We start from the raw sequence: 24645 nt of genomic DNA, 5'->3' as shown, positions 1-24645 counted from the left end.
CGATCAAGCCTCTACCTGGGTCCACTGCTTATTCAGTCGTTTATCGGAAACCGCCATCTTGGTGCCCAACTGCTGGGCGAAGAGGGATACGCGGTACTCCTCCAGCATCCAGCGGAAGGTCTGCAGCTCGGAGTCACGCTTGCCCTCCTGGGCGTGCTTGGCCAGGCGTGCCTGGTACTGCTCCCAGTAGCCAGCCAGCTCGCCGGACCAGACGCGGTCGCGCTGCAGCTGGGCGCCGATCTTGTCGAAGCGCTGCTCGATGGCCTTGAGGTAGCGCGGCAGCTCCTTCAGCCATTCGCCCGGGGTTTCGCGGACGAAGCCGGGATACACCAGGTTGCCCAGCTGCGCCTTGATGTCGTTCAGCGCCACCGCCTGGGCCAGGTCGATGCGCCCCTTGAAGCGCTTCTGCAGGCCGTGCCACAGCTTGAGGATGTCCAGCACCAGGCGCGCCAGGCGCTCGGCATGTTCGGCCCAGGCGCCGCGCTTCTTCTCCGCCAGCGAGGCCAGGGCCGCGCCGTCGCGGGGCAGGTTGGTTTCGCCTTCGAGGATGCAGCTGTCGAGGCTGGCCAGGAGGATGTCCTCCACCAGCGCGTCGACCCGGCCCATGTCGCGGTACAGCAGGCCCAACTCGGTGAGGCCCGGCAGCTTGCCACGGAGGAACTTGGCCGGCTCGGCCAGCTGTTGCAGCAACAGGCGCTGCAGGGCGCGGCGGTGCTGGTACTCGGCTTCGGCCTGGGTCGGGAAGCGGTGTTCCTTGACCACCCCGCCCTCCTCCACCAGCGCCGGGTAGACGGTCATGGAAAGCCCGGCGATCTTCTGCTGGGTCTTCTCGGCGACCTCGGCGAACACCTTGGCTTCCACCGCCTTCTGCGCCTTGTCGCCCTGGGGGATGGCCAGGGCGGCCTGGCTGGCTTCGGCGAAGCGCGCGGTCAGCTCGGCCAGGTCGCGACCCTCGCCGAGGAACTTGCCGCGGGCGTCAACCACCTCGATGTTCATCTTCAGGTGCCCTTCCAGCAGCGCGGCGGCTTCCGTCCAGGCCTCCTCGGGCACCCGTGAGCCGGTCATGCGTTGCAGCTCGCGGCCCAGCGCCTCGGGCAGCGAACCCTCGGCGAAGCTGAGCTTGGCCAGCGCCGCCTTGACGAAGTCCGGCACCGGCACGAAGTTCTTGCGGATGGCCTTGGGCAGGTTGCGCACCAGGGCCACGCACTTGGCTTCCAGCAGCCCGGGCACCAACCAGTCCAGGCGCTCGGCCTGGAGTTGCGGCAGCAGCGGCGCCGGCACCCGCAGGGTCACGCCGTCACGGGCGTGGCCGGGTTCGAAGTGGTAGTCCAGCGACAGCTGCAGGTCACCGATGCGCAGGGTGTCGGGGTACTGCGCGGCGGTGACTTCATTGGCGTCGCGGGCCAGCACGTCCTCCTCGCGCATGATCAGCAGCTCGGGGCTCTTCGCCCGCTCGCGCTCGTACCATTTCTCGAAGCTGGCGGTCTGGTAGATGTCCTCGGGCAGGCGCGCGGCGTAGTAGTCGAAGAGGGTTTCCTCGTCGGCGAGGATGTCGCGGCGCCGGGCCTTGGCCTCCAGCTCGTCGAGGCGCTCCAGCAACTGGCGGTTGGCGGCCAGGCACTTGGCGCGGCTGTGGATCTCGCCACGCACCAGGCCCTCGCGGATGAACAGCTCGCGGGCCACCGGTGGGTCGATGGGCCCGTAGTGCACCGGGCGCCGGCCGACCACGATCAGCCCGTAGAGGGTGACCTGCTCGTAAGCCACGACCTGGCCGCGCCTCTTCTCCCAGTGCGGCTCCAGGTGGTTCTTCTTCACCAGGTGGCCGGCCAGGGGCTCCAGCCAGTCGGGGTCGATCTTGGCGACCATGCGCGCGAACAGCTTGGTGGTCTCCACCAGTTCGGCGGCCATGATCCACTGCGGCCGCTTCTTGGCGATCACGGTCGAGGGGTGGATCCAGAAACGCCGCTGGCGGGCGCCGAGGTAGTCGCCGTCCTCGCTCTTCTGGCCGATCTGGCTGAGCAGGCCGGAGAGCAGCGCCTTGTGCACGCGCGGGTAGTCCGCCGGCTCCTTGTTGAGCGTCAGCTTGAGCTCGCGGCAGATCAGCGTCAGCTGGCGGTGGGCATCACGCCACTCGCGCAGGCGCATGTAGTTGAGGAAGTTCTTGCGGCACCAGGTGCGCAGCGCGTTGGAGCCCAGCGCCTGGCGCTGTTCCTCGAAGCCGCGCCAGAGATTGACCAGCGCGGCGAAGTCGGAATCCACGTCCTTCCACTGCGCGTGGGCCTGGTCGGCGGCCTGCTGGCGCTCCATCGGCCGTTCGCGCGGGTCCTGCACCGAGAGTGCGCTGGTGATCAGCAGCACTTCGTCGAGGCTGCCCTGGTGGGCGCCTTCCAGCACCATGCGGCCCAGGCGCGGGTCCACCGGCAGGCGCGCCAGCTGGCGGCCCAGGGGCGTGAGCTGGCCCTCGCGGTTCACCGCCGAGAGCTCCTGCAGCAGGGTGAAGCCGTCGCTCACCGCCTTGCCGTCCGGCGGCTCGATGAAGGGGAAGTCGCTGATCTCGCCAAGGCGCAGATGGAGCATCTGCAGGATCACCGCCGCCAGGTTGGTGCGCAGGATCTCCGGATCGGTGAACTCGGGGCGGCCGAGGAAATCCTCCTCGCTGTAGAGGCGCACGCAGATGCCCGGTTCGACCCGGCCGCAACGGCCCTTGCGCTGGTTGGCGCTGGCCTGGGACACGGCCTCGATGGGCAGGCGCTGCACCTTGGCGCGGTAGCTGTAGCGGCTGATGCGCGCGGTGCCGCTGTCGATCACGTAGCGGATGCCGGGCACCGTCAGCGAGGTTTCGGCGACGTTGGTGGCGAGCACGATCTTGCGGCCGGCCATGGGCGCGAAGATCTTCTGCTGCTCGGCCGGGGTCAGGCGCGCATAGAGCGGCAGCACCTCGGTCAGGCGCAGGTTGGCCTTGCGCAGCACCTCGGCGGCATCGCGGATCTCGCGCTCGCCGGGGAGGAATACCAGCACGTCGCCGGGGCGCTTGCCCTCGGCGCGCTCGAAGTCGCCGATCTCCTCCAGGGCGCGGAGGATGCCCTGGTCCACCGACAGATCGTCGAACAGCGCTTCGCCGTTCTCGTCCACTTCGGCGGCCAGGGGTCGGTACCAGGTGTCCACCGGGTAGGTGCGGCCGGAGACTTCGACGATGGGCGCATCGCCGAAGTGCTTGGAGAAGCGCTCCAAGTCGATGGTCGCCGAGGTGATGATCAGCTTCAGGTCCGGGCGCCGTGGCAGCAGCGTCTTCAGGTAGCCCAGGAGGAAGTCGATGTTCAGGCTCCGCTCGTGGGCCTCGTCGACGATGATGGTGTCGTAGCGTTCGAGCAGGCGGTCATGCTGGGTTTCGGCCAGGAGGATACCGTCGGTCATCAGCTTGACCAGGCTGCGCTCGTTGGACTGGTCCTCGAAGCGCACCTGGTAGCCCACCAGCTCGCCCAGGGGCGTGCCGATCTCCTCGGCCACGCGGGTCGCCACGCTGCGCGCGGCCAGCCGGCGCGGCTGGGTGTGGCCGATCAGGCCGTGGGTGCCACGGCCCATTTCCAGGCAGATCTTCGGCAACTGGGTGGTCTTGCCCGAACCGGTTTCGCCGGCGATCACCAGCACCTGGTGCTTCTCCAGCGCGGCCTTGATCTCGTCACGCTTGGCGGCGATGGGCAGGGCGTCGTCGTAGCGCATGCGCGGCACGCTGCTGCGGCGCGCCTCGACCTTGGCGCAGGACGCCTGGAAGCGCTCCAGCCACTGGGCGAACTTGGCCTCGTCCGGCTTCTTGTGCAGCTCGTGGAGCTGGCGACGCAGGCGATGGCGGTCGGCGATCAGGGCGTGATCGAGGTTCTTGTGCAGGGAGGCGATGTCGGTCATCAGGCGCTGGGCAATCGTGGCAAAGGCGCGATTGTCGCAGATTCCGCCCCCACACCGCATCGGCAAGCGCCCCGCGTGCCGACGGCTCGGCAACGCGGGGTGAAGCGGCTCAGCGGGTGGCGGTGATCGGCAGGCTGCGCAGCTCGGCCGGTACGGTGCGCAAGGCCAGGTCCTGGGCCTGCAGGGAGTTCCAGGCGAAGCCTTGCAGGGCGCTGCCGCTGCTGTCGCGATCCAGGCGCGCGGCCTGTTCGGACGACGGCGCCGGCGGCTGCACGCCGTAGATCAGCGAATAGAACACCGAGGCGGTGAGGTAGCTGCCGCTGTAGCTCGGGTGGCTGCCGTCCTCGATGAACAGGTGCGGTTGCGGCGTGGCCGCCAGGGCCTGCTTCCAGGCCTGGCCGACCGGGGCCAGCAGGGAATGGGTTTCGTTGGCCAGGCCGGTGTAGACGCTGTCGAGCTGCGCCTGCATGGCCGGGATCGCCTGGCGTGCCCAGGTCAGGTAGAGGATCGGCTGGGCACCGGCCTTGCGCGCCTCGGCGGCCATCAGGCGCACGTACTTGCGGGTCTTCTCGGGGTTGTCCACCGGCATGGTGCTGAAGTCCTGGATCACCACATAGTCCCAGTGCTGGCTGGCCAGCACCTTCTGCACCACGCCACGGTTCCAGTGGGCTTCGAGGCTGGCGCCGCCAAAGGTGACGTCGCGCACGTCCAGCGGGCGCGGCTGGGCGGCGTCGAGGGACATCTGCCGGACCATGCGCGGCAGATCGTTGTAGAAGGTGTAGCTGTTGCCCACGAACAGCACGCTGAGCGGGCGGCCCGTCACGGCCTGTTGCGAGGCGGAACCGATCACCGGTTTCGCGGACGGGTTTTCAGCGGCCACGGTCGGGCCGACGACGACAACTCCCAGCATCCAGGCCAGGAGGATTCGACGCACATTCATACGCATGGAGGTCCCCCAGGAAAGCGTAACGGCGCGGGTCAGGCCCCGCGGACCGGCGCAGATTATGCGAATCGGCAGCTGTCGCAATGCTGGCACCGGCCAGGGGCGACGGGAGGTCATACCGTTCGGTAGAGCTAGCGAAGCGGCTGGCCCGGGGGTTTCGGACCCGTAGCCCGGGCTTCAGCCCGGGGGCGTGGCAGGTCGCGCCCAGGTTGACCCCGCCCGGTGGAGGTAAAGAGCGACCTCCACCCTGCCCATCGATCAGCTCCGCACGGTGCCCGGGATGTAGGGGCGACTTCAGTCGCCAAGCGGCGCGCAGCGCCGCCCCCGTGGGAATTCATTCGCGATCGGCCTGCACCCGGAAACCGGATACCAACGCCCGCCGGCATCAGGCACCAGGAGCCCTCTCCCCTTCCAACGCCTGCCAGCCGCCACCGAGGGCGCGGTAGAGCTCCACCAGCGCCAGGGCGGCGGCGGTGGCGCTGTCCACCTGTTCGGCCTGGTTGGCCAGCAGCGCGTTCTGCACGCTGAGCACGTTGAGGAAATCCACCGTGCCCTGGCCGTATTGGCGCTCGGCGTTGTCGAGGGCCACGCGGGCGTGGTCCACCGCCTGGTCCAGGCTGGCCTGGCGGCGTTGCTGCGCCTGGTAAGCGCCGAGGGTGTCGTCCACTTCGTGCCAGGCGGCGAGCACGGTGCTGCGGTAGGCGATGGCGGCTTCCTGCTGGCGGGCCTTGCTCAGTTCCAGGGTGCCGCGCCGGCGGCCGCCGTCGAACAGCGGCAGGCTCAGGGCCGGGCCAAAGGCGAAGCGCCGGGCGTCCCAGCCCAGGTCGTCCAGTTGCAGGGCCTGCAAGCCGAGGTCGCCGGAGAGGGTGATGCGCGGGTAGAAGTCACCCTCGGCCACGCCTATGTCGGCAGTGGCGGCGTGCAGAGCGGCTTCGGCACGGCGGATGTCCGGGCGGCGCTCGGCCAGTTCACTGGGCAGGCCCAGGGGCACCCGTGCCGGCCCCGTGGGAATGGCCGGTGCCTCCTGGGCCGCCAGCTCCTCGCGCAATGCACCGGGCGGCAGGGCCAGCAACAGGGCCAGGGCATTGGCCAGCTGCGCCTCGCGCTGACGCAGGGGCGGCAGGCGCGATTCGAGGCTGGCCACCTGGGCCGCCGCTTCGGCCACCTCCAACTGGGTGGCGACGCCATCGGCCAGGCGCGTGCGGTTGAGGGCCAGGCTGCGCTGGGCGATCTCCAGGTTCTGCACGGTGATGGCCAGGGCGTTCTGCGCGCCACGCAGCTCGATGTAGCCGCGCGCGGTTTCCGCCGTTACCGCCAGCAGCACGCCCCGGCGGTTTTCCTCAGAGACTTGCACGCCGGCGTCCGCCGCTTCCACCTCGCGCCTTACCCGGCCCCAGAGGTCCAGCTCCCAGGCCATGTCCAGGCCACCCTGCCAGAGGCTGTAGGCAGCGCGGCCCGACTCGCCGGAGGGGTCGGAGAGGCCGCGCTGGCTGTTGCGTGCGCGGCTGTAGCCCGCGCCGACACCGAGATCCGGCGCCTGCCCGGCGGCCACGCTGCGACGTGCGGCGCGGCTCTGCTCCACGCGGTTGGCGGCGGCGAGCAGGTCGAGGTTCTCGTGGGTGGCGCGGTGGATAAGCGAGGCCAGCAGCGGGTCGCCGAAGCCCTCCCACCAGCGTTCTTCCAGCTCGGCCTGGAGTGCGCGGCTCGGCAGGTCGGCGTCGTCGGCCAGGGTCCAGTTCGTGTCCAGTTCGGCGTCGGGCCGGGTGAAGTCCGGGCCGACGCTGCAGGCGCCGAGGCCCATCGCCAGGACCAGCAGGGTCGCGTGTCGACGCATCTCAGTTCACCCCTGCCAGGGCTTCGGGCTCGCCACGGGTGTCCACGTCGGCTTCCACCGACATGCCCACCCGCAAGCGCGCGGCCAGGGGCTGGCCCTCGTCGAGGCGGACCTTCACCGGGATGCGCTGCACCACCTTGGTGAAGTTGCCGGTGGCGTTGTCCGGGGCGATGGCGGCGAAGGTCACGCCGGTGGCCGGGGCGATGCTCTCGATGCGACCGCGCAGCACCTCGCCGGGGAAGCTGTCCACGGTCACCTGCACTACTTGGCCGGGGCGCATGTGGGTGAGCTGGGTTTCCTGGAAGTTGGCGACCACGTAGGCACGCGCCAGGGGCACTACCGCCAGCAGCGCCTGGCCGGGGCTGACGAAGGCGCCGACCCGCACCGCTCGACGGCCGATCGTGCCGTCCATGGGCGCACGCAGCTCGGTGTGGGAAAGGTCCAGCTCGGCCCGTTCGAGGCCGGCACGGGCTTGCTCCAGGGCGGCCTGGGCGGCGTCGCGCTGGGCGGCGAGCACGTCGGTCTGCTTGCGCGTGGCCAGCAATGCGGCAGCGTGTTCGGCCTGCCGCGCACGGCTGGTGTCGAAGCGGCTGCGCGCCTGCTGGGCGCTCTGCAGGGTGCCGGCGCCCTGCCCGGCCAGGTGCTGGTAGCGCTCCAGCTCGTGACGGGCGAACTCCATCTCGGCGCGGTCCGCCTCCACCGTGGCCTCGGCCTGGCGGATCAGCGCGTCCTGCCGTTCCAGGGTGGCCCGGGCGTTGGCCAGGCGGGCCTCGGCGCTGGCCACTTCGGCGCGGGCGCCGGACAGCGCGGCGCGGTAGTCGCGGTCGTCGATGCGCGCCAGCAGCTGGCCGGCCGTCACCGGCTGGTTGTCCTCCACCAGCACCTCGCCGATGAAGCCGGAGACCTTGGGCGCCACCAGGGTGAAGTCGGCCTGGACGAAGGCGTCGTTGGTGCCTTCGCCACGGCCGCCAGCGGTGAAGTGCCAGGCGCTCCAGGCGATGAGGCCGGCGCCGGCCAGCAAGGCGCCGGCGATCAGGGGGGTACGGGGTCGTGTGTCGGTCATGATGATTCTTCCGTTAGCTCGGGGCACGCGGCGGGTAGATGCGCGTGGGCACGAAGGGGATGGCGATGATCAGCGCGGCCGCCAAAACGACCAGGCACAGGTAGAGGTCGGCGGAGGCCAGCACCGAGGCCTGCTGGTGGACGCGGCGGGCCAGTTGCGCGCCCTCCTCCAGCAGCGGGCTGTTGCCCAGGCGATCCACCAGCTGGGTGGAATGCAGGTGCAGACGCAGGGTGCCGAGGGCTTCCAGCACGCCCCCGGCGAGCACCGCGGCAAAGCCCTTGATGGTGTTGAACCAGGCCGAGGCGAAGGGGCCGTCCGGTGGCGTGATGCTGCCGGTGGAGAGCATCAGCAGCGGCAGCACCGCCATGGGCTGGCCGAAGATCTGCAGCGCCTGCACCAGGTAGAAGTCTTCGCGCACCCAGGCCGAGGTCAGCCCGGCACCCAGCCAGCAGGCGACGGCGAGCATGGCCAGGCCGCAGGCCAGCACCCAGCGGCAGTCCACCCAGCGCAGGTTGCACAGGGCCGCCACCAGGGGCAGCGCCAGCAGTTGCGGCAGGGCCACCACCAGGAACACCGGGGCGCTCTGCAGCGGCCGGTAGCCCTGCACCTGGGCCAGGTAGGCGGAGGGCACGCTGATGACCCCGAGCAGCACGAAGAGCACGCCACCCAGCACGAACAGGGCGAAGCTGAGGTTGCGCAGCTTGAGCAGCTGGAGCTTGAAAAACGGCAGCGGGTGCTTCCATTCGTTGAGCAGGAACAGCACCAGCAACACCGAGCCCCCGCCCAGCAGCAGGCAGATCAGCGGCGACTCGAACCAGTCCAGGCGGTCACCCTGCACCAGGCCGACCACCAGCATCGACAGCGCCGGGAAGCCCAGCAGCAGGCCCAGCCAATCGAACTGGCGGAAGCGTTCCAGGCGCAGCGGGTCCTGGGGCAGCCCCCAGGACACGGCGGCCAAGGCCAGCAGGCTCAGAGGCATGATCTGCCAGAAGGCCCAGCGCCAACCGACGACCTCCACCCAGAAGGCCGCCAGCGGCGTGCCCAGGCCGGGGCCGAAGGTGGCGGTCAGGGCGTAGCCGGCCAGGCCGTAGAGCTTGATGTTGGCGGGTAGGAAGCGCAGTGCCACGGTCATCAGCATCGGCGGCAGCGCACCGCCGGCCAGGCCCTGCAGGGCGCGCAGGGCCATCAGGCACTGCAGGTTGGGCGCCAGGGGGCTGAGCAGGCCCAGCACCATGAAGGCACCGATGGCCGCGAGGGTGAAACGGCGCAGGGAGAAGGTCACCGAGAACCAGGGGGCGAAGGCCATGGCACAGACCGAAGGCGCGGCGTAGAGCGCCAGCAGCCAGGTGCCTTCGTCACGGCCGATGCCCATGGCACCGCGGATATCGGCCAGGGCGACCTTGGTGACGTTTTCGTTGAAGCCGGCTACCAGCACCGCCAGCAACACGCCCACCAGGCCGACGACGATGCGCAGCCCGAAGGGCGTCGGCACCGGTGCGGCGGCGGGCTTGGCGGCAGCCTGGGGCAGGGACAGGGGCGCGTTCATCGGAGCGGTGCTCCGCTGGCGCGCGAGTGCATGCAAGACATGGGGACTTCCGGGTTTCAGGGATACGCGGGAAGTCTATGGGCGGCCATGGCATGCCGAAAATTGCAATATTTCTAATTTACGAGTGCGTCAGACGCACGACTGAACAAACACCAGCGCGTCGGGGCAAGCCTCGATCAGCCGGGCAGGCCTTCCTCACAACAGCGCTTGATCAAGGTGCGCAGCCAGCGGTGCGCCGGGTCGCTGTCGAAGCGCGGGTGCCAGGACTGGCGCACCCCCACCGTCGCCAGCGGCAGGGGGATCTCGAAGGCGCGCAGGGGCAGGCCGAGGCGCCGGCAGGTGGCGACCACGGGGTCGGGCATCGGCAGGATCAGGTCGGACTCCAGCATGGCCAGCACGGCGGAGAAGAAGCTGGGGGCGATCATCACCACCTTGCGCGACAGGCCCAGCTCGGCCAGCGCCTGGTCGATGGGGCCCCGGGCCAGGCCACGGCGGGAGACGCTGATCTGCTCGAAGGTGGCGAAGCGCGCCGCATCGAGGGGGCCTTCCAGCACCGGATGGCCCTCGCGCACCAGGCCGGTGAAGCGGCATTCGAACAGGCCCTGGGACTTGATCTCCGGGGACAGGGTGAGCGAGGCGCCGATCATCAGGTCGATGCGCCCGGCGCGCATGGCGTCGTCGTCGCCGTCGATTTCCGGGACGAAGCGCAGCACGGCCCCGGGCGCCTCGCGGTGGGCCAGTTCGAACAGGCGGCCGCCGTAGCAGACCATGAAGATGTCGTTGGTGCGGATGTTGAAGGTGCGCTCCAGGCCGGAGAGGTCCACCTGGTCGGCATGGAACAGGCCGCTGGCACGCTCCACCAGGTCGCGCACCTGCTCGCGCAGCTCCAGGGCCCGGGGCGTGGGCACCAGGCCGCGGCCGGCGCGCACCAGGATCGGGTCGCCCACCGCCTCGCGGATGCGCGCCAGGGTGCGGCTCATGGCCGGCGCGCTCAGGTGCATGCGCCGCGCGGCCCCGGCGACGCTGCCTTCGTCGAGCAGCACGTCCAGGGCTACCAGCAGGTTGAGATCGGGCAAGGGCATGGCCGGCTCCAGGGCGGTCGCGAGAGTCGGCACTCTAGCGGGCGGGAAATGGGGCGTCGAGGCATCACAGGCGAGATCGGGCCCATCGCCCGGCACCCAGCTGCGGAGCAGGCCGGCTACTTCGCAGTGATGGGTTTCGCAGAGCTCTACCCATCCTACGGAGGCGCACCTGGATGCGACTGCCAGAAAAGAAAAAGCCCCGCAGAGGCGGGGCTTGTTCAGGGCGGAACGGATCAGCCCTTGAGCTTCTTCAGTTCCTGGTCACGCAGTTCACGGCGCAGGATCTTGCCGACGTTGGTGGTCGGCAGGCTGTCACGGAACTCGACGGCCTTGGGCATCTTGTAACCGGTGACGTTGGCGCGCATGTGCTGCATCACCTCGTCCTTGGTCAGGTTGGCGCCTGGCTTGACCACCACGAAGACCTTGATCGCCTCGCCGGACTTCTCGTCCGGGATGCCGATGGCGGCGCATTGCAGCACGCCCGGCAGGGTGGCGAGCACGTCTTCGAGCTCGTTCGGGTACACGTTGAAACCAGAGACCAGGATCATGTCCTTCTTGCGGTCGACGATACGCATGTAGCCGTCTTCCTGGATCAGGCCGATGTCGCCGGTCTTCAGCCAGCCGTCCGCCGAGAGGATCTCGTCGGTGGCGTCCTGGCGCTGCCAGTAGCCCTTCATCACCTGCGGGCCCTTTACGCAGAGCTCACCGATGGCGCCGATGGCGAGGTCGTTGCCCTCGTCGTCGACCACCTTGCACTCGGTCGAGGGGACCGGGATGCCGATGGTGCCGATCTGGATGCTCTGGAACGGGTTCACCGACACCACTGGGCTGGTCTCGGTCATGCCGAAGCCTTCGCAGATGGCGCAACCGGTGACGTCTTTCCAGCGCTCGGCCGCGGCCAGTTGCAGGGCCATGCCGCCGGACAGGGTCAGCTTCAGGGCGGAGAAGTCCAGCTTGCGGAAGTCCTCGTTGTTGCACAGGGCGACGAACAGGGTGTTGAGGCCGACGAAGCCGGTGAACTTCCAGTTGCCCAGTTCCTTGACCATGGTCGGCAGGTCACGTGGGTTGCTGATCAGCACGTTGTGGTTGCCGGTCAGCATCATGGACATGCAATGGAAGGTGAAGGCGTAGATGTGGTACAGCGGCAGCGGCGTGATCAGCACTTCGCAACCTTCATTGAGGTTGGCGCCCATCAGTGCCTTGCACTGCAGCATGTTGGCGATCAGGTTGCGGTGGGTGAGCATCGCACCCTTGGCCACGCCCGTGGTGCCGCCGGTGTACTGCAGCACGGCGATGTCGCCCGCTGCCGGGGAGGCATCCTTGACCGGCTTGCCACGGCCCTTGGCCAGGGCATCGTTGAGCTTCACCGCCTGGGGCAAGTGATAGGCCGGGACCATCTTCTTCACGTACTTGACGACGCTGTTGACCAGCAGGCGCTTGAGCGCCGGCAGCATGTCGCCGACTTCGGTGACCACGACGTGCTTGATGCCGGTGCGCGGCAGTACGTCCTGGGCCAGGTGGGCCATGTTGGCCAGGCAGACCAGGGCCTTGGCGCCGGAGTCGTTGAACTGGTGCTCCATCTCCCGCGCGGTGTACAGCGGGTTGGTGTTGACCACGGTGAGGCCGGCGCGCAGGGCACCGAAGACCACCACGGGGTACTGCAGCACGTTCGGCAGCTGCACGGCGATGCGATCGCCCGGTTGCAGGTCGGTGTTCTGTTGCAGGTAGGCCGCGAAGGCGCCGGACAGCTCGTAGAGCTCACCGTAGGTGATGGTCTTGCCCAGGTTGCTGAAAGCGGGCTTGTCGGCAAAGCGTTGGCAGGACTCTTTCAATACCGCCTGGATATTGGGATACGCGTCGGCATTGATTTCCGCAGGAATGCCTGCTGGATACTTGTCCTTCCAGAAATTTTCGGTCATGGAAGCCCACTCCTAAGCAACAGCTGATCTTCACTGCCGGAGGCAGTTGTTTGTTGTGTTCTGTGCAGTCGTTCAAGCCCTTTCCAGGGCAAAAAAACGCGCCGAGAGTAGCAGCTTTGCAAATGGGCGACCAGAGCCAAAGAAGGCCTTATCAGTCATTAAAATGACCGAATGCAATGACCCTGGTCATCTTTAGAGTAGTTTCTCTAAACAGCGTGCAGAAGGCGTCGCAGAGGGATCGCAGCGCATCCGCCGGCCCTCGCGGGCCGGGGATGGGGGGAAGGGTCAGGCGATGTCGCGCAGTTCGCGACGAAGGATCTTGCCGACCGGCGTCATCGGCAGGGCGTCCTTGAGGACGATGTGCTTGGGCACCTTGTAGCCGGTGAAGTTGGCCTTGCAGTAGGCCTTCAGCTCGTCGACGCTGAGGCCGCCCTCGCGCGCCACGACGAACAGCTTCACCGCCTCGCCGGACTTGTCGTCCGGCACGCCGATGGCGGCGCAGCTGGCCACCTTCGGGTGGGCCATGACCACGTCCTCGATCTCGTTGGGGTAGACGTTGAAGCCGGAGACGATGATCAGGTCCTTCTTGCGGTCGACGATGCGCACGTAGCCGTCCGGGTCGATCACCGCGATGTCGCCGGTCTTCAGCCAGCCTTCGGCGTCGAGCACCTCGGCGGTAGCTTCCTCGCGCTGCCAGTAGCCCTTCATCACCTGCGGGCCCTTGATGCACAGCTCGCCGCGCTCGCCCAGGGGCAGCTCGGCGCCGTCGTCATCGATCACCTTGAAGGCGGTGCCCGGTACCGGGATGCCCACGGTGCCCAGGCGCGCCAGGGTGCCGTAGGGGTTGGTGCTGGCCACCGGGGAGGTTTCGGTGAGGCCGTAGCCCTCGACCACCGAGCAGCCGGTCATGGCCTGCCAGCGTTCGGCGGTGGCCTTCACCAGGGCGGTGCCGCCGGAGTTGGTGACCTTGAGGTTGGAGAAATCCAGGTCCTTGAACTCGGGGTGGTCCATCAGCGCGACGAACAGGGTGTTGAGGCCCAGCAGCGCGGAGAAGCGCCACTTCTTCAGCTCCTTGACGAAGCCGGGGATGTCGCGCGGGTTGGTGATCAGCACGTTGTGGTTGCCGTTGACCATCATGCACATGCAGTTCGCGGTGAAGGCATAGATGTGATAGAGCGGCAGCGGCGCGATCATGATCTCCTGGCCCTGCTTCATCAGCGGCTGGCCGTCCGGGCCGAGCTGCGACAGGCAGGCATCCACCTGCTGCATGTTGGCCACCAGGTTGCCGTGGGTGAGCATCGCGCCCTTGGCAACGCCCGTGGTGCCGCCGGTGTACTGCAGCACGGCGATGTCGTCCAGACTCACCTTCACCGGTTTCAGCGCGTGGCCCTGGCCCTGCTTCAGCGCGGCCTTGAAGGACACCGCCTGGGGCAGGTGGAAGTCGGGGACCATCTTCTTGACCTTCTTCACCACGGTGTTGACCAGCCAGCCCTTGAGGCTCGGCAGCATGTCACCCATGCGCGCTTCGATCAGGTAGTCGATTTCGGTGTCCGGCAGCACTTCCTGCACCAGCTTGCCAAACAGGTTGACGTAGACCAGTGCGCGCACGCCGGCGTCCTTGAACTGGTGGCGCATCTCGCGGGCGGTGTACAGCGGGTTGGTGTTGACCACGATGAGCCCGGCGCGCAGGGCGCCGAACACGGCGATCGGGTACTGCAGCACGTTGGGCATCTGCACCGCGATGCGGTCGCCGGGCTTGAGGTCGGTGTGCTTCTGCAGGTAGGCGGCGAAGGCGCCGGAGAGGCGGTCCAGCTCGGCGTAGGTCAGGGTGACGCCGAGGTTGCTGAAGGCCGGTCGGTCGGCGAATTTCTTGCAGGAACGTTCGAAGACCTCGATCACCGAGCGATAGGCGGTCAGGTCGATCTGGTCGGGTACGCCAGCAGGGCGTTTGTCGCTCCAGAAATCAGGTTGCATTGTTCTTATCCTCTTTGCCCTGAATGTGTCTGGCCCGCGAGCGGGACTGCCCGGAAATTAGCAGGTCCGCACCCGTACGCAAATACTCGCGAACGCGTCATAGACAGTGTGAATCTTGCCGCAATGGCCCACGCCTGAGCGGCCCGCTGCCCCTTCTCTGCGCCCTGCCCGCACGGTCCCAACGGGAACCGTACGGTCAGCCACCTGGTGAGCTTTGCGCCGCCGGGCCGCCCGTGCACAATGCGCTGATACCCAACGCCACAAGGATTGGCCATGCACCACGATGCTTTCTGGCTCACCGCCAGCGACGGCGCCTCACTGCACGTCAACCGCTGGAGCGGCGACACCCAGCCCCGGGCCGTGGTGATGGTCGCCCACGGCATGGCCGAGCACGGCGGCCGCTATGCACGCCTGGGCCAGGCCCTGGTGGCAGCCGGCCTGGAGCTCTACGTGCATGACCAGCGCGGCCACGGCCGCACCGCCCAGCACGGCATCCTCGGGCTGTACGCCGAGCACGACGGCTGGAACAAGGTGATCGGCGACCTGGCCAGCCTCAACCACCACATCCGCCAGCAGCACCCGCAAGCGCCGATCTTCCTCCTCGGCCACAGCATGGGCAGCTACATCGGCCAGGCCTACCTGATGCAGCACAGCTGCAGCCTGCAGGGCGCGATCCTCTCGGGTTCCAACTACCAGCCGGTGTCGCTGTACCGCAGCGGCGCCCTGGTGGCCCGACTGGAGCGCTGGCGCCAGGGTGCCAACGGCCGCAGCGCGCTGATCGAGTTCCTCTCCTTCGGCTCGTTCAACAAGGCCTTCAAGCCCAACCGTACCGCCTTCGACTGGCTCAGCCGCGACCCGGACGAAGTGGACAAGTACGTCAACGACCCGCTGTGCGGCTTCCGCTGCACCAACCAGTTGTGGCTCGACCTGCTCGGCGGGCTTCAGACCATCACCCCGGTGAAGAACCTGGCACAGATCGACCCCGACCTGCCGCTGCTGGTGGTGGGCGGCGCAAGCGACCCGGTCAGCGACGGCCGCCGCCTGGACGACCTCGCCCGCGCCCTGCGCGAGGCCGGGATCAAGGACGTGCAACTGAAAATCTACCCGGACGCCCGCCACGAGCTGCTCAACGAGACCAACCGTGACGAGGTGACGGCCCACCTGCTCGACTGGCTGGAGCATGCCCTTGCCCACAGTCGCTACTGCCAACCGAACAAGGACACCCCATGACCCAGGTAACCAACTTCACCTACGACGCCCTCGAAGTCGGCCAGAAGGCCAGCTACGCCAAGACCGTGGAAGAGCGTGACATCCAGCTGTTCGCCGCCCTCTCCGGCGACCGCAACCCGGTGCACCTGGACGCCGAGTACGCGGCCGGCACCATCTTCAAGGAGCGCATCGCCCACGGCATGTTCAGCGGCGCCCTGATCAGCGCGGCCATCGCCTGCGAGCTGCCCGGCCCGGGCACCATCTACCTCGGCCAGCAACTGAAGTTCACCCGCCCGGTGAAGCTCGGCGACGCCCTGACCGTGGAACTGGAAATCCTCGAGAAGCTGCCGAAGAACCGCGTGCGCATCGCCACCCGCGTGTTCAACCAGAACGCCGAGCAGGTGGTGGACGGCGAGGCCGAAGTCCTCGCGCCCAAGCAGTCCCTCGCCATCGAACTGCCGGAGCTGCCGCCGATCACCATCGGCTGAGCCCCGCAGGCGTAGTGAAAAGCCCGGCCATCGCCGGGCTTTTTTCGTCTCAAAACGCCGATCGCCCCTCCGTAGGGCGGGTGAAACCCGCCGTTATCCATGTCCATCCTCGTCGGGTTGCACCCGACCTACCCCCGCCCCCGTAGGTTGGCGCCGAGGAACGAGGCCCAACACTGCCCCGTACCGATCCACACCCGACTTCCCAACGGTGCTTGAAATCCGCCCGGGCCTGCCGAAGAATCGGGGCTCATCACCTCAACAGGGATAACCGAAGGCCACGCGCCCGAAACCTGCCCACCGGGAGTTTCGGATCGCCATGCATCTTCGCCTCGCCCTGCTCGCCTTTACGGCCTTCGCCGTCGGCCTCGACGAGAACATCGTCGTCGGCATCCTGCCGCAGCTCGCCCGTGACCTCGGCGTGGAAGTGGCCGCCGCCGGCCAGCTCACCAGCCTGTTTTCCCTGACCCTGGCCATCGCCGCGCCGCTGCTGTGGTGGGCGACCCGTGCCCTGGAACGGCGGCGCCTGCTGTGCCTGGCGCTGCTGGGGTTCGCCCTGGCCAACCTGCTGGCGGCCCTGAGCCCCGGCTACGCCACTCTGGCCCTGGCACGGGTGGCCATGGCCGCCTGCTGCGGGCTGATCCTGGTGCTGGCCACCACCCAGGCGACACGCATCGCCGCGCCGGAATTCCGGGGGCGCGCCATCGGCCTGGTGTTCATGGGCGTCAGTGCTGCGCTGGTGCTGGGGGTGCCCCTGGGCATCCTGGTCAGCGACGCCTTCGGCTGGCGCTGGGTGTTCGCCGGCATCGGCCTGTACTCCCTGCCGCTGGCCTGGCTGCTGCACCGCCTGCTGCCCACCGGCCACGCCGACGCCCTCCCAGGCTGGAGCGCCTGGCGCCTGCAGCTCGGCCACCCGGCCCTGGCGCTGGGGCACGGCGTTTCGGTGCTGATGATCGGCGGGCACTTCTGCCTGTTCGCGTTCCTCGGCCCCTGGCTGCTGGCCACCGGGCAGGCCAGCGGTGCCGGTGACAGCGGCCTGATGTTCCTACTGTTCGGCGTGGCCGCGGTGAGCGGTGGCTGGCTCGGCGGGCTGCTGGTGGACCGGGTGGCCCCGCAACGGGCATTGGTGGGCGTGCCCGGCCTGTTCCTGCTGGCCCTCGCCAGCCTGGCCCTGGCCGTGGGCGGCCCGCTGTCGGTGCCGCTGCTGATGGCCTGGAGTGCGCTGAGCTGGATGATCTCGCCGGTGGTGCAGAGCTACCTGCTGGCCCGCCACCCGCAGAGCGCCGAAGCGGCGGTGGCGGTGAACAGCTCGGCGATGCACCTGGGCGTGGCCCTCGGCGGCGCGGTGGGGGGCCTGGCCGCGCACCGCGACCTGTTGCTGACGCCCTGGGTCGGCTGCCTGCTGGTGGCCGCCGCCCTGGCCTGCGCGCTGCTGGCGCGACGGGCGCCGCAGGTCATTCCTGGATGATGGTTTCGTCCCCGACCGTGACGCTGGCGGTCATCCCGGCGCTGAGCTGGATGTCGTCCGGCACCGGGTCGAGCCTGATCCGCACCGGAATGCGCTGGGCCAGGCGCACCCAGTTGAAAGTCGGCTCGACGTTGGCCAGCAACTGGCCGTCGGGGCTGGCATTGCGGTCGGTGATGCCGCGGCTGATGCTTTCCACCGAGCCGGTCAGGGGGCGACCGGCGCTCATCAGCCAGATCTTCACCGGTGCGCCGACCTTGATCCCCGGCAGCTTGGTTTCCTCGAAATAGGCCTGCACATAGAAGGAGGCGTCATCCACCAGCGCCATCACCGGCTGCCCGGCGTTGGCGTAGTTGCCCTGGGCCAGGCGCAGGTTGGTGACCTGCCCGCTGCGCGGCGCGCGCACCTCGCTGCGGGCCAGGTTGAGTTCGGCGACCTTCACGTCGGCCTGGGCCTGGCGGTATTCGCCAAGGGCGATGTCGGCGGTGATCTGCGCGTTCTCCTTCAGCTCGGCGCTGATCGCCTGGGGCCCTAGGTGGGCACGGCGCGAAGCTTCGTGTTCACGCAGACGCAGCTGCTGCTGGCGGGTGTCGGCCACGGCGTGGGCCTTCTCCAGCGCCGCCTGGTAGCGCTCGCGGTCGACGCTGAGCAGCAGGTCGCCGGCCTTCACCTGCTGGTTGTCGTGGACCTTGAGGTCGACGACCCAGCCGGAAACGTCCGGCGAGATCACCACCACGTCGGCGCGGATGCGCGCATCGCGCGTCCAGGGCGAGAGCATGTAGTGCTGCCAGAGGCTCCAGCCGCCGACGAGGGCCGCGGCGACCAGGGCCAGGGTGATAACGATACGCAGGGTGGAACGCATGGGTTTCTCCTTCACCAGTGCCCGAACCAGGCGACCAGCAACGACAGGACACAGACATACAGGGCACAGTCGAACAACGCTTCGTGCCAGATCCAGCGCGCCATGCCGACACGCTGCAGGGCCAGGCGCAGCACGCCCGTCACCAGCAGCGCCGCCAGCGCATACATCAGAAAGGGGCTCAGCAACACGCCGCCCAGGGACCACTCACGCAAGCCCATGGCTCGCCTCCTGTTGTTCACACCATTGGCGCCAGCTCTGCCGCAGCTGCAGCAGGGCCGCCTGGGCCAGGCGCCGGTCGATGCTGCTGCCGGCCTGGCGCAGCGCCTGGATGAGTTGTTCCGAGGGCTCGTCCATCGCCCCCGCCAGGGAGGCGGCGGGGCCGCGCTCCAGCAGGGGCTCGATGCTGCGCAGGAAGCGCGCCTCGGAGGCTTCGATGGAGCGCTCGCCGGCGGCCAGGCAACGGCGCAGGTGCAGCAGTTCGTCACCGATATCGAGGCTGGTGATGCCGTCGTCCCAGCGGTTGCGCGATTGGCTGGGCAGCGCCGGGTAGTGCCGCGCCAGTTGCAGCAGGCGGTCGGCCATGCGCCCGCCGAACCAGTTCTCGGCCCCCACGAGCGCACGGTGGGTGAGGCGGCCCAGGTCATGGAAGGTGGCCTTGAGCAGGCGCCGCCCGTGCCAGACCGGGTTGGTCAGCACGATGACGCGGAACACCAGCACCGCGAAGCCGACGCCCAGGAGGATGGCGATGGCCTCGTTGAGGAACAGCGCCACGTCGAAATGCATGGTGTTCTGCGGGGCGCAAAGCACGATGAAGTGCAGGCAGAAGGAGGTCGAGGTCGCCCCCAGCGCCGGCTTGGCCATGCCCAGGGCACCGAAGAACAGCGGCACGCCGAGGGCCATGCAGAGCAACGGGAAGCCGCTCATCTGCGGCAGCACCACCTGGCCGATGAAGAAGGCCACCGGCAGCGCGTAGAGGATGCCGCGCAGGAACATGAAGCCGATCTGCTCGGCGTTCTCGCGGCTGGCGAACAGGCTGCAGACCACGCAGGTGAGGGTCAGCGCGCCCACCGAGGAGGTCCAGGCGGTGGCCAGCCAGAACGACGCCAGGCCAATGAAGGCCACGCTGCTGCGCAGGCCGTAGAGCAGCGCGGTGGGCAGGTCGCGGTGCCAGGACAGCGGCGCCCCGGCATCGTCCGGTGCCTCGCCACGTTCCACCGCACGCAGGGCCGCAGCGGCGGCACGCATCTGCCGCAGCATCACCGCCAGGCGGCCCAGGCAGTATTGCTGCACGGGCACCAGGTCGTCGGCTTCGGCGGCGTCCAGCAGGCGCTGGCCCAGGGCTTCGGAGGCCGCGTCATCGGGCTCGGCGAGCAGCCGCTGCACCTCCTCCATCCAGGGCGCCAGGCGTTCGGCCTCCCCTGCCGACAGCTGTCGCCACTGCCGCGCCACGCCCCGGGCCAGGCGCAGCAGGCTGAGCAGGTCGCGGCTGAGCACACGCAGGGCGGCGGCACGCTGGCGGCCACGGTTGCCTTCGAACCAGGCGTGCTCGCGCTGGGCGTCCACGGCGACGATGCGCCCCAGCACACCGAGCAGGCCCTGCCGCTCATGGGGTTCGCCGCGCAAGGCCGAGCGCGCGGCGGCGATGCCGGCGTTCCAGGCATCCCCCGCCTGGCGCGCCAGCTGGCGTTCCACCCGCTGCGGCCAGACCAGCGCACTGACGGCGGTTGCGCAGATGATGCCGAGGCAGATCTCGGTGCAGCGCGCCACGGCCTGGTCGAACACGGTGAGCGGGTGGGCGATGGCCGGCAGGCCGATGATCGCCACCGTGTAGCCCGCCAGCACAAATGAATAGGACCAGGCGCTGCGCAGCATGGTCGAGGCGGCGGTACACAACCCCAGCCAGGTGGCCAGGGCGAGGATGAACAGCCAGGGCGTCTGCGCGAACAGGGCCATCGCCACCACCGCCATGACGGTGCCGACCAAGGTGCCGAGCAACCGCGCCAGGCCCTTCTGCACCACCATGCCGGACAGCGGCTGGGCGACGATGAAGGCCGTCATCAGGGCCCACTGCGGTTGCTCCAGGCCGAAACGCAGCGCACACCAGAGCGCCAGCCCCCCGCCCAGGAGGGTCTTGATGGCGAACTGGAGAGCCGGGATGTCGGGGGCGACGAACGCCCGCAGGGAATCGCGCACGCGCAGGACCTTGAAGGAAATTGCCAGAAGGATAGGCCGCTTCGGCCGGTGATGAATTCAACGACGACAATTATTAGCAAGCTATCTAATTGCCGTCCAGCAGATCGTAGAACTGCCCATTGAAAATTAATTAAATGAGTATTTAAATAATTTCCATCGCCTCCCAGGACAGCCCCATGACCACTCCCCGCGCCCCCGGCCGCCCCAGCGGTGAAGCCCAGCAGCGTGAACGCCTGCTGGACACCGCCTGCGACGCCTTCGCCCACCAGGGCATCAATGCCAGCAGCCTGCGCGGCATCGCCCGGAGCACCGGGGTGACACCGGCGATGGTCAACTACTACTTCGGCAACAAGCAGCGCCTGGTGGATGCGGTGGTGGAGGAGCGTTTCCTGCCCTTGATCCGCGCCCTGGCCGCGCGCCTGCAGGAGGCTGGCGACGATCCCCTGGAGCTGGTGCGCCTGTTCGTGCGCGGCATCAGCGCCACGGTGGAAGAGCACCCCTGGATTCCACCGCTGTGGGTGCGCGAGATCCTCTGCGAAGGCGGTGTGCTGCGCGAGCAGTTGCCCCAGCGCATCGCCCCGCTGATCCCGATGCTGCTGGCCCAGCGCTTCGCCGCCGCCCAGGCCCGCGGCGCCCTCAACAAGGACCTCGACCCGCGCCTGCTGGTGGTCTCGCTGATCGGCCTGACCATGCTGCCCCACGCGGCAGCACCGCTCTGGCGCGGCATCTTCGCCAACCCGGAAATCGGCAACGACGCCCTGGTCAACCACACCCTGGCCCTGCTCGAACGCGGCCTGGAGGTATCGCCATGACCGCCCGCACCTTCATTCCCGGCCTGCTTTGCCTGGCCCTGCTGGGCGGCTGCGACCGCCGCGACAGCGAACCGCTGCTCGGCACCCTGGAGTGGGACCGTATCGGCGTGCCCGCCGAGGCCTCGGAAACCATCCTCGACTGGAAGGTGGCCGAAGGCGATTCGGTGCAGGCCGGGCAACTGCTGCTGGAGCTGGACCCGCGTCGCCTCGACGCCCGCCTCGACCAGGCACGGGGCCAGGTGGCCCAGGCCCAGGCGCGCCTGGATGAGCTGAGCAACGGCGCGCGCCAGGAAAGCATCGACGCCGCCCGCGCCACCCTGGTGCGCAACCGCGCCGACGCCACCGAAGCCGGGCGCAACTACCAGCGGGTCGCCGCCCTCTATGCGCGGGGCCAGGTGGCCATCGCCGAACGTGACCGCGCCCGCGCCAGCCGCGACCAGGCCGATGCGGCGGTGAAGAACGCCGATGCGCAGTTGCGCGAACTCACCAACGGCACCCGCCCGGAACAACTGGCCCAGGCCGATGCCGAGCTGCAGACGGCCCGTGCCGAGCTGGCGCGCCTGCAGGTGGACCGCGAGCACCTGGACATACGCGCCCCCCGCGCCGGCCGGGTCGACGCCCTGCCCTTCCGCCCCGGTGACCAGCCACCGGCCAATGCCGAGGTGGCCAGCCTGCTGGTGGGCGAGACGCCCTATGCGCGGCTGTTCATCCCGGCGCCGCTGCGCCCGCACATCGCCATCGGCGACCGCCTGCAGGTGGGCATTGAGGGCGTCGACGGCCTGTTCAGCGGGCGGGTGCGCAGCATCGCCAGCGAGGCCAGCTTCACCCCCTACTACGCCCTGACCGGCAGCGACGCCAGCCGCCTGGTGTACCGCGCCGAACTGGTGCTGGAAGGCGAACTCGCCGCGCGCCTGCCCGCCGGCCTGCCGCTGCATGCGGAGCGCCCGGGCGATGAGTGACGGCGAGGCGGTGATCCGCGCGCGGGGCCTGACCAAGCGCTTCGGCCAGCTGGCGGCGGTGGACGGGCTCAACCTCCAGGTGAACCGCGCCGAGGTGTTCGGCTTCCTCGGCCCCAACGGCTGCGGCAAGTCCACCACCATCCGCATGCTCTGCGGCCTGCTGCTGCCCAGCGAAGGCGAGATCGAGGTGCTCGGCTGCCAGATCCCCCGCGACGCCGAGGCGCTGAAGCGACGCATCGGCTACATGACGCAGAAGTTCTCCCTCTACGAAGACCTGACCATCGGCGAGAACCTGGAATTCCTCGCCGCCGTGCAGGGCCTGCCCCGCAACGAAGGGCGCCAGCGCATCGATGAACTGCTGGAGCGCTACTGGCTGGCGGACCGCCGCAAGCAGCTCGCCGGTACCCTCAGCGGCGGCCAGAAACAACGCCTGGCGCTGGCCGGCGCGGTGCTGCACAAGCCCGACCTGCTGCTGCTCGACGAGCCCACCAGCGCGGTGGACCCGCAATCACGCCGGGAATTCTGGGATTCGCTGTTCGAGCTGGCCGAGGCCGGCACCACGCTGCTGGTGTCCACCCACTACATGGACGAGGCCGAGCGCTGTACGCGCCTGGGCATCCTCGACGCCGGGCGCCTGGTGGCCGACGGCAGCCCGGCCGAGCTGATGGGCGCCCTGCCCGGCCACCCGCTGCTGATCGAATGCGCGCAGCCACGCCAGGCGCAACGGGCGCTGCAGGGGGCGGAAGAGGTGATCGCCATGGCTCAGATCGGCGCCTCGCTGCGGGTGCTCAGCGCCGAGGCCGATGCCCATGAACGCATCGCCCGGCGCCTGGCCGAGCAGGGTGTGGAGGCCGAGGTGAAGGAGACCGAGCCGAACCTGGAGGACGTCTTCGTCACTGTCACCCACCAGCCGCTGCAGAAAGCGGAGGCCAAGTGATGAACCTGCACCGCCTGGGCGCCATCGTCCTCAAGGAGCTGCGCCAGTTGCGTCGCGACCGCCTGACCTTCGCCATGATCGTCGGCATCCCCATCATGCAGCTGGTGCTGTTCGGCTACGCCATCAACATGGATGTGCGCGGCCTCGACGCCGCGGTGCTGGACCAGGCCAACACCGCCCGCTCCCGCGAGGCGGTGGCGGAGATCGGCTCCAGCCAGGTGGTGAACTTCCGCTACCACCTGGGCAGCCCCCAGGAGATCGACCAGTTGCTGCGCGCCGGGCGCATCAGCGCCGCACTGGTGATTCCCCGGGATTTCGAGGCGCGCGTCCAGCGCCAGGACCCGGAGCGCCCGCCGCTGCAACTGGTGGTGGATGGCTCCGACCAGGTGGTGCAGGCCTCGGCCCGGCAACTGGCGGGCTTCCCCCTGGAGGGCTGGCGCAGCAACCAGGCGATGTCGGTGGTGAACTTCTACAACCCGGAGCGCCTGGCACCGCTGAACACGGTGCCGGGGCTGATCGGGGTGATCCTGACCATGACCATGGTGCTGTTCACCGCCATCGCCCTGGTGCGCGAACGGGAACGCGGCAACATGGAGATGCTGATCACCACGCCGGTCTCGCCCTGGGAGCTGACCATCGGCAAGGTGCTGCCCTTCGTCGGCATCGGCCTGGTGCAGGTGACGGTGATCCTCATCGTCGGCCTGCTGCTGTTCGAGGTGCCGGTGCGCGGTTCGCTGCTGGCGCTCTACGCGGCGGCGCTGTTGTTCATCTTCGCCAGCCTGACCCTGGGCGTGTTCATTTCCACCCTGGCGCAGAGCCAGTTCCAGGCGATGCAGATGGCCTTCTTCACCTTCCTGCCGCAGATCCTGCTGTCGGGCTTCATGTTCCCCTTCGCCGGGATGCCGCGCGTCGCCCAGTGGATCGCCGAGGTGCTGCCGCTCACCCACTTCCTGCGCCTGGCGCGCGGCATCATGCTGCGCAGCGCCACGCTGGCCGAGTTGTGGTTGGAGATGGTCGCGCTGCTGGTGTTCACGGCGGTGATGCTCGGCGTCGCCGTATCGCGGGTGCACAAGCGGCTGGACTGATGGCGATGGACCATGAAGTGCCGTGGGTCGGGTGAGACTCCACATCCCGGAGCCTGGGCGTTCCCGGGTTTCACCCGCCCTACGTGAAGGTGTGGAGCTCGGCGGGGCAAGAATCGCGGACGAAAAAAAGGGCGACCGAAGTCGCCCGAGGTGCCTTGCGTGCCTGTGAACCTGGTGGACTCAAGCCTTGTCGCGCTTGTGCGAGTCCTTCCAGATGAAATATCCGACGCCTGCGAAGAAGGCGACCATCAGACCTACGGTCCCGATACCGGCGAGAACCACTACATCGATGAACATTTGGCTGCCTCCTGCGTTGGCGTTGTGTGTTTCGATGGGTCAAAGGTAGACCCGCGCCTGGCAGGGGAAATTGATCT

At 68.7% G+C, this 24645-nt stretch carries 19 protein-coding genes; 7 read left to right on the top strand and 12 right to left on the bottom strand.

The window, feature by feature from the left end; translation table 11 throughout:
- Positions 1–3: 3 nt before the first annotated feature.
- From hrpA to fadD2, 8 genes are all read right to left on the bottom strand, one after another.
- On the bottom strand, positions 4–3903 hold the full coding sequence (gene hrpA / locus RTW82_RS25495) for an ATP-dependent RNA helicase HrpA (RefSeq protein ID WP_316926843.1): 3900 nt from the start codon (positions 3901–3903) through the stop codon (positions 4–6).
- A gap of 109 nt (positions 3904–4012) precedes the next feature.
- Positions 4013–4843: an SGNH/GDSL hydrolase family protein gene (locus tag RTW82_RS25490; RefSeq protein ID WP_316926842.1), complete on the bottom strand. Its 831-nt coding sequence runs from the start codon at positions 4841–4843 to the stop codon at positions 4013–4015.
- 388 nt (positions 4844–5231) lie between these two features.
- Complete coding sequence (locus tag RTW82_RS25485) at positions 5232–6680, bottom strand: efflux transporter outer membrane subunit (protein WP_316926841.1); 1449 nt, start codon at positions 6678–6680, stop codon at positions 5232–5234.
- A 1-nt stretch (position 6681) separates the two neighbouring features.
- Positions 6682–7743: an HlyD family secretion protein gene (locus RTW82_RS25480; protein ID WP_316926840.1), complete on the bottom strand. Its 1062-nt coding sequence runs from the start codon at positions 7741–7743 to the stop codon at positions 6682–6684.
- A gap of 13 nt (positions 7744–7756) precedes the next feature.
- Positions 7757–9289, bottom strand: coding sequence for an MFS transporter (locus RTW82_RS25475; RefSeq protein ID WP_316926839.1), 1533 nt, complete (start codon positions 9287–9289; stop codon positions 7757–7759).
- A 176-nt stretch (positions 9290–9465) separates the two neighbouring features.
- Positions 9466–10371 carry a LysR family transcriptional regulator gene (locus RTW82_RS25470; protein WP_316926838.1) on the bottom strand — a complete coding sequence of 302 codons (906 nt, stop codon included), beginning with the start codon at positions 10369–10371 and terminating at the stop codon, positions 9466–9468.
- Positions 10372–10604: 233 nt separating this feature from the next.
- On the bottom strand, positions 10605–12290 hold the full coding sequence (fadD1, locus tag RTW82_RS25465; protein WP_316926837.1) for a long-chain-fatty-acid--CoA ligase FadD1: 1686 nt from the start codon (positions 12288–12290) through the stop codon (positions 10605–10607).
- A 285-nt stretch (positions 12291–12575) separates the two neighbouring features.
- A complete protein-coding gene (gene fadD2 / locus RTW82_RS25460) occupies positions 12576–14264 on the bottom strand; it encodes a long-chain-fatty-acid--CoA ligase FadD2 (protein WP_021219260.1) in 1689 nt (562 codons plus the stop codon).
- A gap of 273 nt (positions 14265–14537) precedes the next feature.
- On the opposite strand from fadD2, the gene RTW82_RS25455 reads away from it, so the two are divergent.
- The 3 genes from RTW82_RS25455 (at position 14538) to RTW82_RS25445 (ending at position 17426) form a co-directional block, all read left to right on the top strand.
- Complete coding sequence (locus RTW82_RS25455; RefSeq protein ID WP_316926836.1) at positions 14538–15494, top strand: alpha/beta hydrolase; 957 nt, start codon at positions 14538–14540, stop codon at positions 15492–15494.
- Positions 15491–15961, top strand: coding sequence for a MaoC family dehydratase (locus tag RTW82_RS25450; RefSeq protein WP_021219258.1), 471 nt, complete (start codon positions 15491–15493; stop codon positions 15959–15961). Before RTW82_RS25455 ends, RTW82_RS25450 begins: the two co-directional genes overlap by 4 nt.
- Before the next feature lie 316 nt (positions 15962–16277).
- Positions 16278–17426: an MFS transporter gene (locus RTW82_RS25445; protein WP_316926835.1), complete on the top strand. Its 1149-nt coding sequence runs from the start codon at positions 16278–16280 to the stop codon at positions 17424–17426.
- On the opposite strand, the gene RTW82_RS25440 is transcribed toward RTW82_RS25445, so the two are convergent.
- The 3 genes from RTW82_RS25440 to RTW82_RS25430 are packed head-to-tail and all read right to left on the bottom strand — an operon-like array spanning position 17413 to position 20478.
- Positions 17413–18285: an HlyD family secretion protein gene (locus RTW82_RS25440; RefSeq protein ID WP_316926834.1), complete on the bottom strand. Its 873-nt coding sequence runs from the start codon at positions 18283–18285 to the stop codon at positions 17413–17415. The two genes, RTW82_RS25445 and RTW82_RS25440, sit on opposite strands and share 14 nt — an antisense overlap.
- An 11-nt stretch (positions 18286–18296) precedes the next feature.
- Entirely contained in the window at positions 18297–18503 is a 207-nt protein-coding gene (locus tag RTW82_RS25435) for a DUF1656 domain-containing protein (protein WP_021219256.1), read from the bottom strand.
- On the bottom strand, positions 18490–20478 hold the full coding sequence (locus RTW82_RS25430) for an FUSC family protein (protein WP_316926833.1): 1989 nt from the start codon (positions 20476–20478) through the stop codon (positions 18490–18492). The genes RTW82_RS25435 and RTW82_RS25430 overlap by 14 nt, the downstream gene beginning before the upstream one ends.
- Before the next feature lie 176 nt (positions 20479–20654).
- On the opposite strand from RTW82_RS25430, the gene RTW82_RS25425 reads away from it, so the two are divergent.
- The 4 genes from RTW82_RS25425 to RTW82_RS25410 are packed head-to-tail and all read left to right on the top strand — an operon-like array spanning position 20655 to position 24271.
- Complete coding sequence (locus RTW82_RS25425; protein ID WP_316926832.1) at positions 20655–21290, top strand: TetR/AcrR family transcriptional regulator; 636 nt, start codon at positions 20655–20657, stop codon at positions 21288–21290.
- A complete protein-coding gene (locus RTW82_RS25420) occupies positions 21287–22249 on the top strand; it encodes an HlyD family secretion protein (RefSeq protein WP_316926831.1) in 963 nt (320 codons plus the stop codon). The genes RTW82_RS25425 and RTW82_RS25420 overlap by 4 nt, the downstream gene beginning before the upstream one ends.
- Positions 22242–23186, top strand: coding sequence for an ABC transporter ATP-binding protein (locus RTW82_RS25415; protein ID WP_316926830.1), 945 nt, complete (start codon positions 22242–22244; stop codon positions 23184–23186). Before RTW82_RS25420 ends, RTW82_RS25415 begins: the two co-directional genes overlap by 8 nt.
- Positions 23186–24271, top strand: a complete 1086-nt coding sequence (locus RTW82_RS25410; RefSeq protein WP_316926829.1) for an ABC transporter permease — start codon at positions 23186–23188, stop codon at positions 24269–24271. The genes RTW82_RS25415 and RTW82_RS25410 overlap by 1 nt, the downstream gene beginning before the upstream one ends.
- Positions 24272–24451: 180 nt before the next feature.
- Here the strand turns inward: RTW82_RS25410 and ccoM are convergent, their stop codons facing one another.
- Positions 24452–24568: a cytochrome c oxidase subunit CcoM gene (ccoM, locus tag RTW82_RS25405; protein WP_276574430.1), complete on the bottom strand. Its 117-nt coding sequence runs from the start codon at positions 24566–24568 to the stop codon at positions 24452–24454.
- Between the last annotated feature and the right edge of the window lie 77 nt (positions 24569–24645).

It is taken from the genome of Pseudomonas sp. zfem005, from assembly GCF_032621735.1.
Lineage (GTDB): Bacteria > Pseudomonadota > Gammaproteobacteria > Pseudomonadales > Pseudomonadaceae > Metapseudomonas > Metapseudomonas solani.
This window is presented reverse-complemented; position numbering and strand designations above follow the sequence as displayed.

Bases quoted from the DNA above. Each gene is read 5' to 3' on its own strand.
- hrpA (WP_316926843.1), bottom strand. From the start codon at position 3,903: ATGACCGACATCGCCTCCCTGCACAAGAACCTCGATCACGCCCTGATC.
- RTW82_RS25490 (WP_316926842.1), bottom strand. From the start codon at position 4,843: ATGAATGTGCGTCGAATCCTCCTGGCCTGGATGCTGGGAGTTGTCGTC.
- RTW82_RS25485 (WP_316926841.1), bottom strand. From the start codon at position 6,680: ATGCGTCGACACGCGACCCTGCTGGTCCTGGCGATGGGCCTCGGCGCC.
- RTW82_RS25480 (WP_316926840.1), bottom strand. From the start codon at position 7,743: ATGACCGACACACGACCCCGTACCCCCCTGATCGCCGGCGCCTTGCTG.
- RTW82_RS25475 (WP_316926839.1), bottom strand. From the start codon at position 9,289: ATGAACGCGCCCCTGTCCCTGCCCCAGGCTGCCGCCAAGCCCGCCGCC.
- RTW82_RS25470 (WP_316926838.1), bottom strand. From the start codon at position 10,371: ATGCCCTTGCCCGATCTCAACCTGCTGGTAGCCCTGGACGTGCTGCTC.
- fadD1 (WP_316926837.1), bottom strand. From the start codon at position 12,290: ATGACCGAAAATTTCTGGAAGGACAAGTATCCAGCAGGCATTCCTGCG.
- fadD2 (WP_021219260.1), bottom strand. From the start codon at position 14,264: ATGCAACCTGATTTCTGGAGCGACAAACGCCCTGCTGGCGTACCCGAC.
- RTW82_RS25455 (WP_316926836.1), top strand. From the start codon at position 14,538: ATGCACCACGATGCTTTCTGGCTCACCGCCAGCGACGGCGCCTCACTG.
- RTW82_RS25450 (WP_021219258.1), top strand. From the start codon at position 15,491: ATGACCCAGGTAACCAACTTCACCTACGACGCCCTCGAAGTCGGCCAG.
- RTW82_RS25445 (WP_316926835.1), top strand. From the start codon at position 16,278: ATGCATCTTCGCCTCGCCCTGCTCGCCTTTACGGCCTTCGCCGTCGGC.
- RTW82_RS25440 (WP_316926834.1), bottom strand. From the start codon at position 18,285: ATGCGTTCCACCCTGCGTATCGTTATCACCCTGGCCCTGGTCGCCGCG.
- RTW82_RS25435 (WP_021219256.1), bottom strand. From the start codon at position 18,503: ATGGGCTTGCGTGAGTGGTCCCTGGGCGGCGTGTTGCTGAGCCCCTTT.
- RTW82_RS25425 (WP_316926832.1), top strand. From the start codon at position 20,655: ATGACCACTCCCCGCGCCCCCGGCCGCCCCAGCGGTGAAGCCCAGCAG.
- RTW82_RS25420 (WP_316926831.1), top strand. From the start codon at position 21,287: ATGACCGCCCGCACCTTCATTCCCGGCCTGCTTTGCCTGGCCCTGCTG.
- RTW82_RS25415 (WP_316926830.1), top strand. From the start codon at position 22,242: ATGAGTGACGGCGAGGCGGTGATCCGCGCGCGGGGCCTGACCAAGCGC.
- RTW82_RS25410 (WP_316926829.1), top strand. From the start codon at position 23,186: ATGAACCTGCACCGCCTGGGCGCCATCGTCCTCAAGGAGCTGCGCCAG.
- ccoM (WP_276574430.1), bottom strand. From the start codon at position 24,568: ATGTTCATCGATGTAGTGGTTCTCGCCGGTATCGGGACCGTAGGTCTG.